This is a genomic window from Bradyrhizobium sp. ISRA464 (assembly GCF_029910095.1).
In the GTDB taxonomy this organism is placed as follows: domain Bacteria; phylum Pseudomonadota; class Alphaproteobacteria; order Rhizobiales; family Xanthobacteraceae; genus Bradyrhizobium.
This window is the reverse complement of sequence record NZ_CP094526.1, coordinates 6,946,643-6,963,012: the sequence shown is the minus strand read 5'-3', so window position 1 is coordinate 6,963,012 and position 16,370 is coordinate 6,946,643. Positions and strand designations below refer to the sequence as shown.

The 16,370-nt window shown below is 58.0% G+C and carries 14 protein-coding genes; 9 read left to right on the top strand and 5 right to left on the bottom strand.

Annotation, left to right across the window (positions count from 1 at the left end; genetic code table 11):
* Nucleotides 1-187: 187 nt before the first annotated feature.
* The gene (locus tag MTX19_RS32295) at nt 188-1,327 is read left to right on the top strand and encodes a hypothetical protein (RefSeq protein WP_280980835.1); all 1,140 of its coding nucleotides are present in this window, start codon (nt 188-190) and stop codon (nt 1,325-1,327) included.
* A gap of 536 nt (nt 1,328-1,863) precedes the next feature.
* Here the strand turns inward: MTX19_RS32295 and MTX19_RS32290 are convergent.
* Entirely contained in the window at nt 1,864-2,661 is a 798-nt protein-coding gene (locus MTX19_RS32290; RefSeq protein WP_280980834.1) for an IclR family transcriptional regulator, read from the bottom strand.
* Between the two features lie 201 nt (nt 2,662-2,862).
* Here MTX19_RS32290 and MTX19_RS32285 point away from each other — a divergent pair, with 201 nt between their 5' ends.
* The 6 genes from MTX19_RS32285 (at nt 2,863) to MTX19_RS32260 (ending at nt 8,767) form a co-directional block, all read left to right on the top strand.
* Complete coding sequence (locus MTX19_RS32285; RefSeq protein WP_280973541.1) at nt 2,863-4,023, top strand: aminotransferase class V-fold PLP-dependent enzyme; 1,161 nt, start codon at nt 2,863-2,865, stop codon at nt 4,021-4,023.
* 51 nt (nt 4,024-4,074) lie between these two features.
* Nucleotides 4,075-4,866 carry an amino acid ABC transporter permease gene (locus tag MTX19_RS32280; RefSeq protein WP_280980833.1) on the top strand — a complete coding sequence of 264 codons (792 nt, stop codon included), beginning with the start codon at nt 4,075-4,077 and terminating at the stop codon, nt 4,864-4,866.
* On the top strand, nt 4,863-5,558 hold the full coding sequence (locus MTX19_RS32275; protein ID WP_280980832.1) for an amino acid ABC transporter permease: 696 nt from the start codon (nt 4,863-4,865) through the stop codon (nt 5,556-5,558). The genes MTX19_RS32280 and MTX19_RS32275 overlap by 4 nt, the downstream gene beginning before the upstream one ends.
* Before the next feature lie 97 nt (nt 5,559-5,655).
* Complete coding sequence (locus MTX19_RS32270; RefSeq protein ID WP_348638371.1) at nt 5,656-6,381, top strand: amino acid ABC transporter ATP-binding protein; 726 nt, start codon at nt 5,656-5,658, stop codon at nt 6,379-6,381.
* A 29-nt stretch (nt 6,382-6,410) separates the two neighbouring features.
* Nucleotides 6,411-7,304 (top strand): amino acid ABC transporter substrate-binding protein, encoded by an 894-nt coding sequence (locus tag MTX19_RS32265; protein WP_280973537.1) that lies wholly within the window; start codon nt 6,411-6,413, stop codon nt 7,302-7,304.
* A gap of 110 nt (nt 7,305-7,414) precedes the next feature.
* Complete coding sequence (locus tag MTX19_RS32260; RefSeq protein WP_280980830.1) at nt 7,415-8,767, top strand: amidohydrolase family protein; 1,353 nt, start codon at nt 7,415-7,417, stop codon at nt 8,765-8,767.
* Between the two features lie 341 nt (nt 8,768-9,108).
* On the opposite strand, the gene MTX19_RS32255 is transcribed toward MTX19_RS32260, so the two are convergent.
* On the bottom strand, nt 9,109-10,146 hold the full coding sequence (locus MTX19_RS32255) for a Cj0069 family protein (protein ID WP_280985647.1): 1,038 nt from the start codon (nt 10,144-10,146) through the stop codon (nt 9,109-9,111).
* A gap of 87 nt (nt 10,147-10,233) precedes the next feature.
* A complete protein-coding gene (locus tag MTX19_RS32250; protein WP_280980829.1) occupies nt 10,234-11,007 on the bottom strand; it encodes a sulfite exporter TauE/SafE family protein in 774 nt (257 codons plus the stop codon).
* A gap of 418 nt (nt 11,008-11,425) precedes the next feature.
* Between MTX19_RS32250 and MTX19_RS32245 the strand changes: the two genes are divergently transcribed.
* Entirely contained in the window at nt 11,426-11,725 is a 300-nt protein-coding gene (locus MTX19_RS32245) for a hypothetical protein (protein ID WP_280980828.1), read from the top strand.
* Nucleotides 11,726-11,986: 261 nt separating this feature from the next.
* Here MTX19_RS32245 and MTX19_RS32240 read toward each other — a convergent pair whose 3' ends face one another.
* Together MTX19_RS32240 and greA are read right to left on the bottom strand one after the other, a co-directional pair.
* Nucleotides 11,987-12,793 (bottom strand): hypothetical protein, encoded by an 807-nt coding sequence (locus MTX19_RS32240; protein WP_280980827.1) that lies wholly within the window; start codon nt 12,791-12,793, stop codon nt 11,987-11,989.
* A 276-nt stretch (nt 12,794-13,069) separates the two neighbouring features.
* Complete coding sequence (greA, locus tag MTX19_RS32235; protein WP_280980826.1) at nt 13,070-13,570, bottom strand: transcription elongation factor GreA; 501 nt, start codon at nt 13,568-13,570, stop codon at nt 13,070-13,072.
* Nucleotides 13,571-14,938: 1,368 nt separating this feature from the next.
* Between greA and sfnG the strand changes: the two genes are divergently transcribed.
* Nucleotides 14,939-16,039, top strand: a complete 1,101-nt coding sequence (sfnG, locus tag MTX19_RS32230) for a dimethylsulfone monooxygenase SfnG (RefSeq protein WP_280980825.1) — start codon at nt 14,939-14,941, stop codon at nt 16,037-16,039.
* Nucleotides 16,040-16,370 lie beyond the last annotated feature (331 nt).

Genomic DNA, 16,370 nt, shown 5'->3' with positions numbered 1-16,370 from the left:
ATCTGAAATAAATCCGGGCGAGACGAATTTCGAGCAGGTGGGCTTGGAGAATGACCCATGGATCACGCCCTCTGCACAGCGGGGCTACCTGGACGGTTCGTCACTTTGGTTGTCATAGTATGACCTCGCCTCCACCGCCAATCGGGTGGCGCCCTCCATCGACCATACCTGCCGACCGGCCCCGCGCATGAGCGAATATCAGTATTACGAATTTCAGGCGATCGATCGACCTCTCGACCAGGCGGCGCAGGACACGCTGCGATCGATCTCATCACGGGCGCGGATCACCGCGACGAGCTTCATCAACCATTACGAATGGGGCGATCTCAAAGGCGATCCGCGCAAGTTTATGGAGCGCTGGTTCGATCTCCACCTTTATCTGGCGAATTGGGGCACACGGCGCCTGATGCTGCGGGTGCCCGCGCGCTTTGTGAAGCGTAAGGACATCGATCGCTTTCTTGGTAAGATTGATTGGGTCCACGTGTGGACGTCCGGCGATAGCTTGATCGTCGACGTTCAGCGTGACGAAGACGGTGGCTATGACGACTGGGATGATGGCTCGAGTCGGCTCGCTGCGCTTGCGCCGCTGCGGACGGATCTGCTGTCCGGAGATCTCAGATTGTTTTATCTCCCGTGGCTGGCGGCAGTGCAGGACGATCTGATCCCCGACGATGAAGTCGAACCGCTAGCGGGCATTGCTCCGTTGACCGGCGCACTCGAAGCTTTTGCCGAGTTTTTCTGCATCGATGCCGATCTTGTGCAGGCGGCCGTGGAGTTGGATGCAGATGCTCCGGCAATGTCCAAGGACGACCTGCGAAAAACGTTGGCGGCCATTCCTGAACCTGAGAAGGTTGAGCTGCTGCTGCGCGTCGCTGACGGCGAAGCCTATGTCGGTGCCGAACTCAGGAGCAGATTTCGAAAGAAAGCCCCGGCACCGCCAGGACACCGCACAGCCGGTACATTGCGAATGAGGGCGCAGGAGATCAGGGAGGCACGCGAGCGTGCCGAAGCTGAGCGCCGCGAGACGGAACGGCGCCGCCGGGCGGCGGAGGCCGAAAAAGCACGCCGCGTGCGGCTAAAAGCTCTCAAGCAACGCGGTGCCAGCGTCTGGCGCGAGATTGAAGACGGGATCGAACGCCGCAACCCAGCGGGCTATGACCAGGCGATGAGCCTTCTTTCCGATCTTCAGGTCTTGGCAGTCGAAGAGGGGAGCCAAGAAGACTTCAATAGTCGCATCGGCTCGATCCGAGCGCGCCATGAGAAAAAGGGAAAGTTCATTGAGCGGCTGAACAAGCTTGGGCACGAGGATGACGAGGAAATCGCCTGATCTTTTCAAGATTGTGGAGCGCGATCGCGGAATCACTGCGATCCGGCACGACTGGGCTGAAGCGCGCCACGCTGCTTGGCCTTTTCTTGCGACAAAGCCGCCGAATCCACGATCCACTTGAGAGCGGTAGTTTGCAAACCGCTGAAGTATGACAACAGCGAACAACGAAGCGGGGTGTTTCTGGTGCGATCCGCTCTGGCTTCCCGAGCCGTAGCTCGCGGTCGCCAGCCCGCCTTCGCCGTAGGCTTCGGCGGGGCAGCCTTCCTCGCTTCGCCGCGACGACGAGCGAAGGCTGGTGGGCCCGGCAGGACTCGAACCTGCAACCAGACCGTTATGAGCGGGAGTATCTCGATCGCCCTCGTTGATTTTCTTTCGCTTTCGTTTGGGTTCGATCGCGTTCTTCACATTTCGTTTGCACTGTTTCTGGTGCGGAACTGGTGCGGTTGGGCCCACTGAAGATCGCGGGCTCAAAATCCGGTCCCAGCAAACGATTCTTGCGAAAACGGGGCTTCCTGGAAGGTGGACGCCGACGCTTCTCAAATCTCCTCAATTGTTTCGTCTTCACTGTCCGTCTGAAGGATGGTTTGCGACAGGAGCGAGGCGGCTCTTTGAAGCGGCGGAATGAAGCGATCCAGCTCTGCAAAGCTGACTCGCGCTACAGGCACCGATACGCCAAGGCAGGCTATCAGCGCTCGGTCTGGGGAAACGATGGGGACCGCGCAGCCGACGACGCCCTTCACGTACTCCTCATTGGTCTTGGCCCATCCGCGACGGCGGGTCTCCTTGAGAAGCTTCAGGAGGGTGTCGTAGTCCACAATGGTGTTGTCGGTGTACCGCGTCAGAGCGAGGGAGCGGCATAACTGCTCACGCGCTCTCTCGGGTAACCGGCTCATGTAGATTTTTCCAGTCGAGGTGCAGTGAAGCGGAGCAGCCTCGCCAGGATTGAATTGAAGCCCCTGTGGTTGGGACACACGTACGCTGTCGACGTAAGCGACGACGTTGTCGCGCACGACGCCGATCTCGCACTGTTCGCCTATCTCACCGGCGACCGCGCGCAGGACCGCATGGCGCCGCGCCGTGCGAAAGGCCGCGCCGATAACTTTGGCGGACAGCGTGACCAACTGGTTGCCCACCACATAGCGCTTTGATCCAAGCGCCTTCTGGAGGAGCCCCCGTTCTTCCAAGTTTCCGACAAGCCGATGAGCGGTCGGAACCGGCAAGGAAAGGGCGCTCGCGATTTCCGCGACCGAGACAGCCTTCGTCTGATTGGCGACGTAACCGACGATGGCGAATGCCCGGTCGAGCGGTCTAGCCGTGCTTTCATGCTCCGTCATACGAGTCTCCTATTTCAATAAATTATCATTATTCGGAATAAATACTACTGAAATACGGAAAAATAACTTGGACGCCTCCGCCTTTGCCCATATCGTCGGCGTCGTCGCCTCATGATCAGTTCTTGTGCAGTGCACAGGCCACTTCGGCTAAGCCCAGAATTCGACCGCTGTGGCGAGAGGTGTCCGAGAAGGAGATGAGGAATGTCTCGTCATTACGATGTGGAAGCTGTGCGCAGGGAGTTCCCGGCAGCCGAACGGATGGTCTATCTCGACTCCGGTTTCCAGGCGCCGCTGGCGCGTCCTGTCATGGCCGCGATCGAGACCTTCCTCCGTGAAGGTCTGGAGACGGCCGGTCCGAAAAGCGTATGGCTCGATCGAGTTGAGCAAACGCGTGGCAAGGTCGCCCGTTTCCTTGGGGTGTCGGCCGACGAAATTGCCTTCACGAAGAACACATCGGAAGGCATGAACATCGCGGCGAATGCGTTGCCTCTCCGAGCTGGCGACAACATTTTGATGATCCACGGAGATCATCCAAATAATGCCTATGCCTTCCTCAATTTGAAGAAGAAGGGCGTCCAGATCGACTTCCTCCCCATGACGGATGTCGTAAACGCGGAAACGTTCCTTCCCCACATCGACGAAAAGACTCGCGCGATCTCGCTCTCGCACGTCACCTTCCACGCTGGACATCGCTTCGACATCGAGAGCGTCGGCGCTCTTTGCGCGGATAAGAAGCTGTACTTCGTCGTTGACGTCATGCAGGCGATCGGGGTCGTTCCGATCGACGCGAAAGCTATCCAGGCAAGCTTCGTGGGCTCCGGCAGTCACAAGGGATTGCTCGTCCCTCAAGGTCTTGGACTGCTCTATTGGGATAAGAAGCTGGAGGAGCTGGAGCCTACCTATCTTGCCGCCGCCAGCTTGGCCGAGATTCCTGGCGACCTTATCGCACGTACCGATCGGTTGTCGCCATCTCCGAGCGCGCGACGTTTCGAACTAGGAAACTTCAACCTTCCTGCAATTCACGCACTCGGCGCCTCCCTCGACATGATCGAACAGATCGGGGTGAATAACATTCAGAACCATTGCTTCGATCTGGGCGATCATCTCATCGCTCAACTGGACGATCTCGACCTCACTCTCGTCGGCCCACGTCAGCGGCAGCATCGCTCGCCTCACATCTACGTCGTTGGCCTACCCGCGACAGAATGGCTCAGCTACTTCGAAGAGAATGGGGTGCGTGTTTCCCCCGAACGCGATGGCATTCGCGTGTCGTTCGGCATGTTCAACACGGTCGACGATGTCGATCGTCTGGTCGACCTCATCCGTCGACGCAAATCAAGAAAGTCATTCAGGGCCGCTTAGGATTGGCAGGGAAGCGGACTGATAAAAACACCCGCAATCGTGAGGCTCGCGATGTTCGGAGTTCTTCTTGAAAATACGACGGATGGTCAGCGGTACATCGACTGGCTTCTTTCGGGCCTCGGTTGGACGTTGGCGCTTGCCTTCTTCGGCTGGTGGATAGCGTTCGGGATCGGAGTCGTCGTTGGTATAGGTCGAACCGTGCGGAGTTCCGTTATCAGGGCATTAGCGCGATTGTACGTAGAGATCTTCCGAAACATTCCCGTTCTCGTGCAGATGTTCCTCTGGTACTTCGTCCTGCCCGAGCTTCTTCCGAGTGCGATGGGCGACTGGATCAAGCAAATTCCTCCGCCCTGGGGATCTTTCTTTCCCGCCTTGTGGTGTCTGAGCCTATATACCGCGGCACGAATCGCAGAACAGGTTCGGGCGGGCATCGAGGCCTTGCCGAAGGGGCAAGCCGAAGCGGCTGCCGCACTTGGTCTGAGTGGATATCTGACCTATCGCCTTATCATCCTGCCGCAGGCTTTGCGGGTCATCGTGCCAAGTCTGACAAGCGAGGTGATGGGCGTCTACAAGAACACGTCCGTCGCTCTGACCATCGGCTTGATGGAGCTGACCGCCCAGGCGCGCCAAATCAGCGATGCGACGTTCCAAACCTTCGCGGCATTCGGTGCCGCCACACTCATCTATCTCGCTTTGGCTTTGATCGCCTACCAGACGATGATGCTCATCGACAAAGCGGTGCGCATTCCCGGTGCCGCACCGGGCAGGGAAGCCATCGGGGCAGATTTTGACGATGTGAAATTGGAAAGCCCCCTGCCTGCCAGTATGGAGGTCGTGAAATGAATGGTCTCGATTTCTCGATTGTCGTGCAAGCGTGTCCCTATTTATGGTCAGGATTGCTGTTCTCGCTTTCGTTGACGGCAGCCGCCTTCTTGGTTGGGATGTTTCTGGGAACGCTCTTCGCCCTCGTGCAGCACTTTGAGCTCCGCATTCTGAGCCAGCTCGTTCGTAGCTACGTCGCCCTGATGCGATCGATTCCGCTCATTCTTGTCCTATTTTGGTTCTTCTTCTTGGTGCCCGTCGTTCTGGGACACCTGTCAGGCAATGGTCGTCCGATTCCAGTCGGTGCCACCTACACGGCGTTCATCACTTACGGCTTGTTCGAAGCCGCCTACTATTCGGAAATCATTCGCGTCGGATTGCGCGCGGTGAACGAAGGACAGTTCGAGGCTTGCCAGGCTCTCGCCCTGTCGACATTCGATACGTATCGTCATGTCGTCCTTCCGCAGGTGTTTCGGGTCGCAAGCCCCATCATACTGAGCCAGACCATCATTCTGTTTCAGGATACGTCCCTCGTTTACGTCCTGTCGCTCACTGATCTCCTTGGTGCGGCTTCGAAGCTTGCACAGCTCAATGGCCGCCTCGTCGAGATGTACCTCGCAGTGGCCGTCGTTTATCTCATCATAAGCTCAACCGCGTCCCAATTCGTCGCCTCGCTCCGCAAGAAGTACGCGATCGCGGGTGCCCGCCGATAATTAATCGATTCGCTGATGGCCCCTCGTTCCTAGTGGCTACAACCTGGAGATCAGCATGCCGCAAGAGTGCACAGTTAGCCCAGCCGACCCTTTCCCGATGGTTGTCGTCGAGCACCTCGTCAAGCGGTTCGGCAGCTTCAATGCCCTGAGTGACATCAACCTCAAAGTTGCAAAAGGAGAAAAGATCGTACTCTGCGGGCCCTCGGGTTCCGGGAAGTCGACTCTCATCCGCTGTATCAATCACATCGAAAAGCATGATTCCGGCCGAATAGTCGTCGATGGGATCGAGCTGACAGATCGGATGCGCGATATCAACACCATTCGCCGTGAAGTCGGCATGGTCTTTCAAAGCTTCAACCTTTTCCCACATCTTTCGGTAGCCGAAAATTGCATGTTGGCGCCAATGAAAGTCAGGGGGCTCGCTCAGTCTGAAGCACGTGACCGGGCGATGGTATTGCTGAGGAAGGTCCGGATCCACGACCAGGCCAAGAAATATCCCGCGCAATTGTCGGGCGGCCAACAGCAACGTGTCGCTATAGCCCGTGCCCTGTGCATGCAGCCCAAGATCATGCTCTTCGACGAGCCGACTTCTGCCCTCGATCCGGAAATGGTCAAGGAGGTGCTCGAAACCATGGTTGATCTCGCGCAGGACGGGATGACGATGATCTGCGTCACGCACGAAATGGGCTTTGCGCGCGAAGTTGCGGATCGAGTGGTCTTCATGGATCGCGGCTCAATCGTGGAAGAGCGCGATCCGAGCACCTTCTTTCGCGCGCCCAACACCGAGCGTGCGAAGGCCTTCCTCAACCAGATCATTCATTAGGCGCGTCTCACCCGAACAGAGGGATTTCTATGTTCAGAACATTTGCACTGCTTTCCGCGTCTGCGATTGCCGTGTTTTCAGTCTCTGCTGCTCAGGCAGGGCCAACTCTCGATAACATCAAGTCGAGGAGAACAATCACCATTGGCTATCGCGAGGCCTCGATACCGTTTTCCTATCTCGCCGGTGACCAGAAGCCTGTCGGGTTTTCCCTGGACCTCTGCGCGCACGTCGTCGATCGGCTGAAGGCTGATCTCAGCACTCCAGATCTTCAGATAAAGCTCACGCCGGTCAATTCGTCCAACCGTATCCCGCTTATCCAGAATGGCACAATCGATATCGAATGCGGCGGAACTGCCAGCAGCAAGCAGCGTCTGGAACAGGTCTCATTTAGCGTTGCAACCTTCGCCAGCCAAACGGCTTGGCTCGCGAAGGTGTCGAGCGGGTTTAAGACGCCGAAAGACCTGAAGGGAAGGACTATCGTTGTCACACAGGGGTCCGATGCGCTCGGCATCGCCAAAGGCATCTCGCAGGATGAGGGTCTCAATCTTACGATCGCGCAGGCCAAAGACCATGCTGAATCCCTGCTGCTGCTGACCACTGGGCGTGCATCGGCGTGGGTGGAGGCCGACATTCTCTTGGCCGGTATGAAGGCGGATTATTCGAAACCCGCTGACCTAGCCTTCTTGAGAGCCAACTACGGCACGATCTATTATTATGGTCTGATGTTCTCGAAGGATGATCCCGACTTCAAAAAAATGGTCGACGACGTTCTCTCTAAGCTCATGGCTTCCGGCGAGTTCACGAAGATCTATGACAAATGGTTCATGGCTGCGATTCCGCCAAGAAACATAAACCTCAACTTCCCAATGACCGACGCTCTTAAAGAGCGCGTTGCTCATCCTAGTGATGTCGTCAGCAATTGATCTCGCCACCCGCGGCGCTGAAGGTCCCGCTGGCTACAGCTAGACGTACAGCATGTCTACACGAGGATCGCAAATGCGGACGCAAGCGACTGTACTTAAAGGAGCCACAAATGAGTAGAGCTGCGATTGGCTGGGAGTCGATGACGGAATCCGATCGACAGATCGCACAATGGGTCGAGGAGACGCCGTTTGTGGATACCCATGAGCACCTGATCGAGGAAAGTCAGCGCCTTGCCGGCGAGATCCATCCACGAACATTGCCGTGCAATGACTGGGCGTATTTATTCAGGTCCTATGCTGCCGAAGATCTAGTGGTGGCCGGCCTGCCAGCGGCCGACTTGCGCAAGTTTCTCGGGCCGGATCTTCCAAGCCAGGAAAAGTATCGGATCATCGCCCCTTACTGGGACCGCATCCGCCACACTGGCTACGCCCAGGCGCTGCGCCATACGTTTCGCGGCGTATACGGCGAGGATGAACTGACTGCCGAGAGTCTGCCGCGCATCGCCGAGAAATATCGTGAAACCGTTCAGCCCGGCTTTTATGCGCGCATTTTTGGCTTGGCGAACATCAAGGGCTGCCACGTCAATTCGCTACAGCGCATCTTCATGGAGACCGAACAGCCAGAGCTGCTCGATCACGATATAAGTATCCTTCAACTGTGCCGGTGCAGTGCTGCTGACTTTGCGTGGGTGGAAGCCGAGACAGGTCGACGCCCAACGACACTCGATGAGTGGCTCGACGTCATCGACTTCTATTTCGCAACATACGGCGCCAGAGCGGTCGCCGTAAAATCGCAAATAGCTTATTCGCGTGCGCTCAATTTCGAACCGATCACCAAGGCGCATGCGTCAAGGTTATTTCCCCACCACGCCGACAGGGTCGGCGCATTACATGCCCTCGGTCCTGAGGATCTCAAGGCGCTACAAGATTATCTGTTCCGCTATTGCGTCGGCAAAGCTGGCGAGTGCGGCCTGCCGGTCAAGCTGCACACCGGCGTTTTGGCTGGCTACGGCGTGATGCAACTCGGTCGTACCCACAGCAATGCTGCCGACGTCTGCCGACTATTGCAGGACTTTCCAGAAACCCGATTCGTCCTAATGCACATTGGGTATCCATACCAGCACGAGTTTATCGCGCTGGCCAAACATTATCCCAACGCCGCGATCGACATGTGCTGGGCATGGATTATCAACCCAGTGGCAGGCGTTCGCTTTCTGAAGGAGTTTCTGATGGCGGTTCCGTCCAACAAGATCTTCACCTTCGGCGGCGACTATGTCGCTGTCGAGCCAATTTATGGCCATGCTTTCGTAGCGCGCCGCGGAATCGCTCTGGCACTCTCGCAATTGGTTACCGAAGGTTGGATTGCGCTCGAAGATACTCGTAGCCTGATAGACCGGATCATGCGAGGGAACGCCCAACAGTTCTTTCGGAAAGGATATCGAGAGAATGTGACGCATCCGTGAGAGGCGAGGGCGCCCTGTTACAATTAGGGAGCTCGGCTGGACGCGGTGTTCTGACGGATCGTTGTGGTGGTTATCCGCTACGGCGTTGTGGCCCGCGAGGAGGCCTATCTAGATCGCAAGTTCGGTGATGTCCACCGCGCTTATCGCGCGCGTGTTCGACGGTGGATGTAGCGCACTCCAATGGGAGTGCATCCAGGGTTCGAACCCTCACTGAGCGCGTTCATGTGACCCGAACGCCGGAGATCGTGGATATGGAGCCGGAATGCAACATCGACGCCGTGGCAGCCGTTGGCGAGCACGGTTGAAAACTCGAGATCGGAGCAGACGCAAGATTTCTCGCCTCAGAGCTTCGACTTCAGTCTATCGGCAACTCGGCCAGCGATCTCTGCCCAAGCCTCTTCGGGGATCGGGAAGACTGAGCTGACGTTGATCTCGCCGAGCACGTAACTGTCGGTCCCGTCGGGACGGGGCGGACCGAGCATGAAGTCCGCGTCCCAGATCATCGGGAGATCGCTGCTCGGAATATCCAGCAAGGTTGTCAGCTGCGGCGTCCACTCGTCTTCCATCAACCGACGCAGGACCTGAAAGCGCGGATCGGCCTTGCTGGCATAGAGCCGTGGTCCGGCTTCGGCGCGCGCGGTCGGTTCGTCAACCAGGGCCTTGACCTTATGGTGGCCGAAGCCGGCGCAGCGATCGCCTGCCATATAACAGCGCACCACCCCCTCGCTCAGGCGCGCCTGGAACGGCTGATCGATCACAGAGCCGTCTTCGAAATAATCGACGCACCGCTGAAGAAACTCGTCCAGAGCGACGTCCTCCGATGCGTCGCTCGTGGCATCAAGCACGCGAACCATCGGCCGGGTGGGGGGACTTACCAGGGCGTCGACCTTCCAGACGCCCTGGCCGCCGTTGCCGCGGCTGCGCTTGATCACGCGCGGGCCAGCTGCCAGCCGCAACGGCAATTCCACCCTCATCTGCTCGAGCGTTCGGTAGAGGGCCGTGTCACAGCCCCAACTCATCATGCGGGTGCGATGGAGCACCTCCTTGGTGCCCATTTTGAGGATGACATCGGGATGGGCGCTCACCCAGACGCCGCGCGCCGCCACCTCGCGCAGCAGCGCGTCGAGATTGGCGCGATTGCGCCCCTCGTGAATCGGATTGACCCAGACGAGTACACCATCAAGTGTGGCGAGCTGTGCGCGCACTGCGTCGAGGACATCGTCCTCGTAGACCACCGGTTCGGCATCGACGCCGACATCGGCGAGCGCCGCGAACACGGCCTTGAAACGGCTGGTCTCTGGGGAAACACTGCGGCGCGCCGCTTCATCACCTCGCCAGAGGATAGCGATGCGGCCGAGGCGAGTTGTGGGTTCAAACATGGAAACGGCTCCAGAGTCATTGATCCCTATGATTGCATGTTCCTTCCATACAGCCGGTCCGCCCGCCGGGCGGGATCTGCCGTAACGCTAAACGACCAGGACCGCGCCCGAAACCAGAAGCGGCGCCAGTACGATCCTGCGGAATGCAACCTCGCTGAGGCGACCGAACAACTTGAGACCAATCCAGGTACCGGCGAACAGGGCGGGCAATCCGATCAGAAAGAGCTTGATTGTCTCCGCGCTCAACGCGCCCCTGGCGCCGATCCACAGCGCACTCACCAGGAATGTCGCCACCGCAACGGGGTGAAACACCGCACGCTGCACGTCCTTGGGCCAGCCGCGCAGTCCGCACCGGATCGTGACGAGGATTCCGGCGAGCCCGGTGATACCGCCCAGGACGCCATTGAGGAATCCGACAATGGCATCGACGCCAGCGCCCGGCGCTTTCAACGGCCCGAGCGCAGGACGAAGCAACGCATAAAGGCTGTAGAGAACGAGAAACACATCGACGCCAACGCGGACGCAGCCAGGATTGCCCCAAGTCAATATCGTTACGCCAACCGGTACGCCGAGTGCTGCGCCAAAGATGAACGGCCAGAGCCGTCTCCAGTCCAGCGCACCACGTAGTTTCCATACGGAGTAGGCCTGCACGACCAGCCCAAAGGCGATGATCAGGCTGGCGGTTTGCAGGGGGGTAAGGATGTAGAGCCAGATCGAGGCGACTACCAGGCCGGATGCAAATCCGGAAAGGCCAGCGACGAGCGCACCGGCACCGCCGAAGGTCGCAACAATGAAAAGCGGAAGCTCAAAAGACATCCCATCCATGTGTTCGCTCCAACACAAAGCGAACAGCTCTTGCATGGGATGGCCCACTTGACGGGGAGGCTGCTACGTCCCCTGAGGCACACTAGTACGAACGTAAAGCTCAATTGACGATTTCAATGTGCAACGTCTCGGCCGGTTTGAGGATGGAGTAACCGATGGACACATGGGTCGTGAGGATCACCGCAGCGGGTTTATGCAGTGTCTCGTCGGTTGCCTGATGGCTCTTATTTTCAGGACGAGACGTGCCGAGACTTAAGGGGTAACAGCCTGATTCCTGCGTGCGGACGAGGGGCCTATTTGTGATCGTCGCGGTCTCCGCTTTGAGTCTATAGCATCAATGTTACGCCCTTCTGCGCCCATACTGCACCGCTCACCTGCACCGGAACCAGCGTGAAATCAGCGAACCGAAGCTCAGGTGAGTCGTTAGTGTTTCATCTGAATGGAGGAGAAACGCATGCGTATCGTTGCGGTAACAACAGCAATGCTGCTGTCCTGTGGTCTCGTTCCCACCTCCGCCGAAGAAGCGGGAAGGACTGGCCAAGCGCAGACGGTCCCTGTGCAGCCCGATCAGACCCCTCAACAAGCGGAGCAGTCGCGCGCACAGGAACGGGGACGCGGAGAGGATGTGCAAATTGGGCGTGATTGGAAAGCCAAGGAAAGCGACGCTGATCGCGCAGGGCGTATGGATAAGACAGATGAGGGCCACCAGACGGTAGGCCGTGACTGGCGAGCGCATCCGGACGAGAAGCATTGACACCATTCCTGCCACACCGTTCTTGCGACCCCCAAGATGATCTGCGAGCGGACGGCCGCAGACACGTCGTTTCGCTCTCGGCGTCGCAAGGAACGCGGTGGCGCCTCACCGTTATGCAATCGCGTGCCTGCGGACCTGCTTTCAGATTGACAGGTTCAACAGCTTTGGCACTATTTGCCCCTGGGGATAGCGGTCTCCCCACGAGGCGACATGCCCAAGAATCGCGTCCGGTTCTTTGAAAAGGACGCTGCATGTCTGCCCTTATTCCACCATCGGCTGTTGGATGCGCTCGCTTAATTGTCCAACGAAAGCCTTCCATCTCTTCAGCTGGAGCGCCCTCAGGTTGGTCATTTCATTGTCCAGTTCGGCAATGCGTTGTGTAGCGGTGATCATTGCTGCTGAAGCACGATTGTAGTTGTCTGCAGTCAATTGAAACGGGAATACGAACTGACCTTCTGTCACTTTGTAGATACCAAAATCCCTCAGCAGGACCGTCACACACTTCTCATAGGCCTTGTAGTATTCAGTGTGCGTGGCCGACAGTTTGGAAGCTACGGCAACTATTTCGGTGTGCTGCGCGTCAATCATGCTCATAAATCTGAGAACTGTTTCGTTTCCAAGACGGAGCAAACGGGCTTCGTTTTCCAATTTGCCGCGCTCGGATTTGATCAGAGCGATATAACGGGGTTCAAAAGTAGCGATACCACGCTCGGCGGCTTTCAGATCGCGTAGGAGCTTGTCTAGATCACTGCGACTGGAAGCTAAATCGATTGCTTTCGGAAGATCATTTTGCTCGGCACCGGCTAGTAACCTCCGCGCGGCAGCATCCATTTCGATCGCATCCAGCCTTGCCATTGCGATCATTTTCAGCATCGCATTTGAGGGATGTTGCTTTAGCGCTTGATCCAGTTGTTCGGGATTACTCACGCTGCGCATGGCGACCTGGCCCTCACTTATTGAAATAGCTTCCTGAAATCTGGACAGGTCGCCGACTACGTACAAGCCGATGAGGCCAACGATCATGAACGCACACAGTACCAGTAGAACCGGCGCCAGTCGTCCCGGCATGTTCGCGTCCCGATGTAACGTTGATCTCATTGGTCGACCCGAGACTCGTGTGCGCGCTATTGGGCGCTCTCGATCGGCGAAGCGAGCCCCCGAGGCAATGAAGCCGGGAAAGAGCTTGGTCTCGATCGCCACCGGCTCTTCCCGCCGAAGACTACACTAGTCGGCTATGCTTTTGCTTGCGCCGAGTCCCGCCCTGTACGCGATGACCTAGAGCAGGATCCCCGATAGGTTGTCGCGTAACTATGGTTGTGCGGTCGGCGCCTTCGTCGATTACGCTTACACTTGCTCTTGCTTGGGCTTGCTCTGGAGCCACTCTACTTGTCGCACACTGTAGGTCTTGGTACCGCCCGGCGCCTTGACCACCGTACTTCCGTTTCTCTTTCCAATTAATGCCAAAGCAATTGGCGAGGTTACTGAAATTTTGTGTTTGCTCGCATCGGCTTCGGCTTCGCCTACGATCTGCCAGATCCGCTTCTCACCAGTGTCCTCATCTATCAACGTCACCGTCGCTCCGAACTTGATTTGCTCGCCGGAAAGTCTGGACACGTCGACGATCTCAGCACGCGCGAGCTTATCTTCCAGCTCGGCGATGCGAGCGTCGTTAACGCTTTGCTCCGCAAGCGCAATCTGATATTCCGAGTTCTCGACCAGATTTCGGTCATTGGCGATCGCCTGTTGAATTCGCTGAACGAGATCTGGTCGCTCGGTGCGGATGCGGTGACGCAGTTCACCTTCGAGCGCAGCATGCCCCTCGGCCGTCATGGGAAGCTTTATCATCGGAATTGTTCTAACGGGTTAATCGACGAAGTCTTGTCGCCTGAATGAATGGTGCCTTTGACGCTCGATACTGGTGCCGATGAGTGCCACGGCCTGGGCCATCGGAGCCGATCGAAATCGATCGCCGTAAGCCTCGGGTGGAACGCCATGCGCCGACAGATGTTCCAATCCTGATGATTGTTGCTGCACTGCGTAAAGGTGCAAGCCGGCGGGGCAGCCGACCGCTATGTCGTGGGCTTGACCGATATGGTTCGGTACCTCTACTCAAGATAAGGAGCTCTAGGATCCAAGGGGGTGCCAACGCTGATAGTCCACCACCCGAGCAATGACATAGCAAAGGCCAGACGTGAGACTGCAGCCTGGATGAGGTGCGATGTCGTCCCGCAAAGGTGGACGCAGGGTTTGGTAAGCCGGCGCGGTTCCGATCGCTTTTGCGGAACTGGCGCTTACGGGTCGGCCACGGCACGTAAATTAGCGAGCGGCAAACCGAGGAGCCGAACGACGCGTTTGATCTAGCAACGCACCCGTATCGATCGCAACGAATGCGCGCTTTAGTAGCCTACGACTTGTTGAAGGCGCCGCGGGCCGGAACAGGCGGCCCGCGGCGCCGTTAGCAAAAGCCATGTCCTTATTTCCGACAACGTCCAACGAGGACTGATGCAGCGCATTGTCGGCAACGTAATTGCCGCCGCGGCGATATCAGCTCCGCTAAACGGTGCGCAGATGATCAAACCCGATGTTCGCATTCGATCGCCTAGAATTCAGGCGGCCGTAACTTCGTTCAAGCGATGAGGCGGCGTCTTAAAGCGACTGATTAAGTGGTCGATCGTGTACCGCCTGGGTCGACAGCCGCAAATGCGCGGGCGCCAAAGCGAACATCGCACTCGGAAAGGCCGTGTTCGAAGGTCGCATCGTTGGGATCAATGCGATTGGCATTCAGCACTGCTGAACAAGCTCGCGACCAGAGCTGCAGCAATAAACGACGCGTTCAACGCGATTAAGAGAATGTTGCTTTCCCCGACCGCATGGAAAAGAGTGCGCCTTGGACTCGCGCGTGATCGGTTTCTCTGCGAGTATCAGTTGCTCGCCGAGCGCGCTTGCGAGGGAGAATGCGGATGACTTGCTCTGGCCTCCTTGATCAATTTCGAACATGCGTCGCATCGTTGACGCCGTGCCGTGCGGCCTGTTGCTGACGTACCGAGCATGCGCCGGCGGCGATCAGCTGACCTGAGCCGCGCCAACCGTCCCGTAAATCACATCTAACGACGGCTCGAACGAGCGGCGTCGCAACCGGCTGGCACAGCAGCCTGGGTGCTTCGTTGCGCCAGCGTCACGTCCTACTCCAGCCAAAACCGTTGAGGTACCTTCATGAGCACCAGCAATGATTCGATCAAATTCGCCTACTGGGTCCCGAATGTCTCCGGTGGTCTTGTCATCAGCAAGATCGAGCAGCGCACCGGATGGGACATCGATTATAACCGCCGCCTGGCGCAGATCGCGGAGCAGGCGGGGTTCGAGTATGCGCTGAGCCAGATCCGATTCACAGCCGGTTATGGGGCCGAGTTTCAGCATGAGCCTGTTGCTTTCAGCCATGCGCTACTTGCAGCAACGAACAAGCTGAAGGTGATCGCGGCCCTTCTTCCCGGACCATGGAATCCGGCTGTTGCGGCCAAGCAGATCGCAACCATCAGCCAGCTCACCGAAGGCCGCGTCGCGGTCAATATCGTCAGCGGCTGGTTCCGCGGCGAGTTCGCGGCAATCGGCGAGCATTGGCTTGATCATGACGAACGTTACCGGCGCTCGGAAGAGTTCATCCGGGCACTACGCGGCATCTGGACTCAAGACAGCTTCACGTTCCGCGGCGATTTCTATCGCTTCAAGGACTACACGCTGAAGCCGAAGCCGGCGCAGCCTCTGCCAGAGGTCTTCCAGGGCGGCAGCTCGCGTGCGGCGCGCGACATGGCGGCGCGGGTATCGGACTGGTACTTCACCAACGGCAACTCGGTCGAGGAGATCAAGAAGCAGGTCGACGACATCATGGCCAAAGCCCGCGCAAACAACCGTTCCGTCAAAATCGGCGTCAACGGCTTTGCGATCGCGCGCGACACAGAGGCCGAAGCGCGCAGCGTCCTCAATGAGATCATCGACAAGGCCGATCCGGAGGCCGTCAATGCCTTTGGGCGCGAGGTCAAGAACGCCGGCAAGGCGTCGCCGGAAGGTCAGGGCAATTGGGCGAAATCAAGCTTCGATGACCTCGTCCAGTACAACGATGGATTCAAGACTAATTTGATCGGCACGCCGGAGCAGATTGCCGAGCGCATCATTGCGCTTAAGAAGGTTGGCGTTGACCTCGTGTTGCTCGGTTTCCTGCATTTCCAGGAAGATGTCGAATATTTCGGCCGCCGCATCATTCCGCTGGTCCGCACGCTGGAAACGAACATGGCCGGGCACGTCCAGGCGGCCGAATGACAATGGTTGACGTGACGACGATAGCAGCAAGTGCGGACCGCCTTGCGCCAGATGGGGTCTTGCTGAGCCGGCGCTCTCTCTGGCTTGTCGGCCGAGCGGTCCGGCGATGGCACAGTTGCGGCCGGTGCTCTTGCGTGCGGAGATCTCGCTGACGTTCGAAGCACCGCGGCGCTCGGTGACATCGAGCCTGAAGTCGTGGCGGCGAAATGCGAGCCCTGATCGGATCCAACGGGACGCCGCGCCAAGGCTGGATCCGGTATCGTGCGCGCTTTGCCGATGTGGTGCAGCTGGCCGAGCACGCGGGTCGCGTGCACATTCCAGACCCTCGCGG

Coding starts and splice junctions, on each gene's coding strand:
- greA (WP_280980826.1), bottom strand. CDS start 13,570: ATGATAAAGCTTCCCATGACGGCCGAGGGGCATGCTGCGCTCGAAGGT.
- MTX19_RS32255 (WP_280985647.1), bottom strand. CDS start 10,146: ATGTTTGAACCCACAACTCGCCTCGGCCGCATCGCTATCCTCTGGCGA.
- MTX19_RS32295 (WP_280980835.1), top strand. CDS start 188: ATGAGCGAATATCAGTATTACGAATTTCAGGCGATCGATCGACCTCTC.
- MTX19_RS32250 (WP_280980829.1), bottom strand. CDS start 11,007: ATGCAAGAGCTGTTCGCTTTGTGTTGGAGCGAACACATGGATGGGATG.
- MTX19_RS32275 (WP_280980832.1), top strand. CDS start 4,863: ATGAATGGTCTCGATTTCTCGATTGTCGTGCAAGCGTGTCCCTATTTA.
- sfnG (WP_280980825.1), top strand. CDS start 14,939: ATGAGCACCAGCAATGATTCGATCAAATTCGCCTACTGGGTCCCGAAT.
- MTX19_RS32245 (WP_280980828.1), top strand. CDS start 11,426: ATGCGTATCGTTGCGGTAACAACAGCAATGCTGCTGTCCTGTGGTCTC.
- MTX19_RS32260 (WP_280980830.1), top strand. CDS start 7,415: ATGAGTAGAGCTGCGATTGGCTGGGAGTCGATGACGGAATCCGATCGA.
- MTX19_RS32280 (WP_280980833.1), top strand. CDS start 4,075: ATGTTCGGAGTTCTTCTTGAAAATACGACGGATGGTCAGCGGTACATC.
- MTX19_RS32290 (WP_280980834.1), bottom strand. CDS start 2,661: ATGACGGAGCATGAAAGCACGGCTAGACCGCTCGACCGGGCATTCGCC.
- MTX19_RS32240 (WP_280980827.1), bottom strand. CDS start 12,793: ATGCCGGGACGACTGGCGCCGGTTCTACTGGTACTGTGTGCGTTCATG.
- MTX19_RS32270 (WP_348638371.1), top strand. CDS start 5,656: ATGGTTGTCGTCGAGCACCTCGTCAAGCGGTTCGGCAGCTTCAATGCC.
- MTX19_RS32285 (WP_280973541.1), top strand. CDS start 2,863: ATGTCTCGTCATTACGATGTGGAAGCTGTGCGCAGGGAGTTCCCGGCA.
- MTX19_RS32265 (WP_280973537.1), top strand. CDS start 6,411: ATGTTCAGAACATTTGCACTGCTTTCCGCGTCTGCGATTGCCGTGTTT.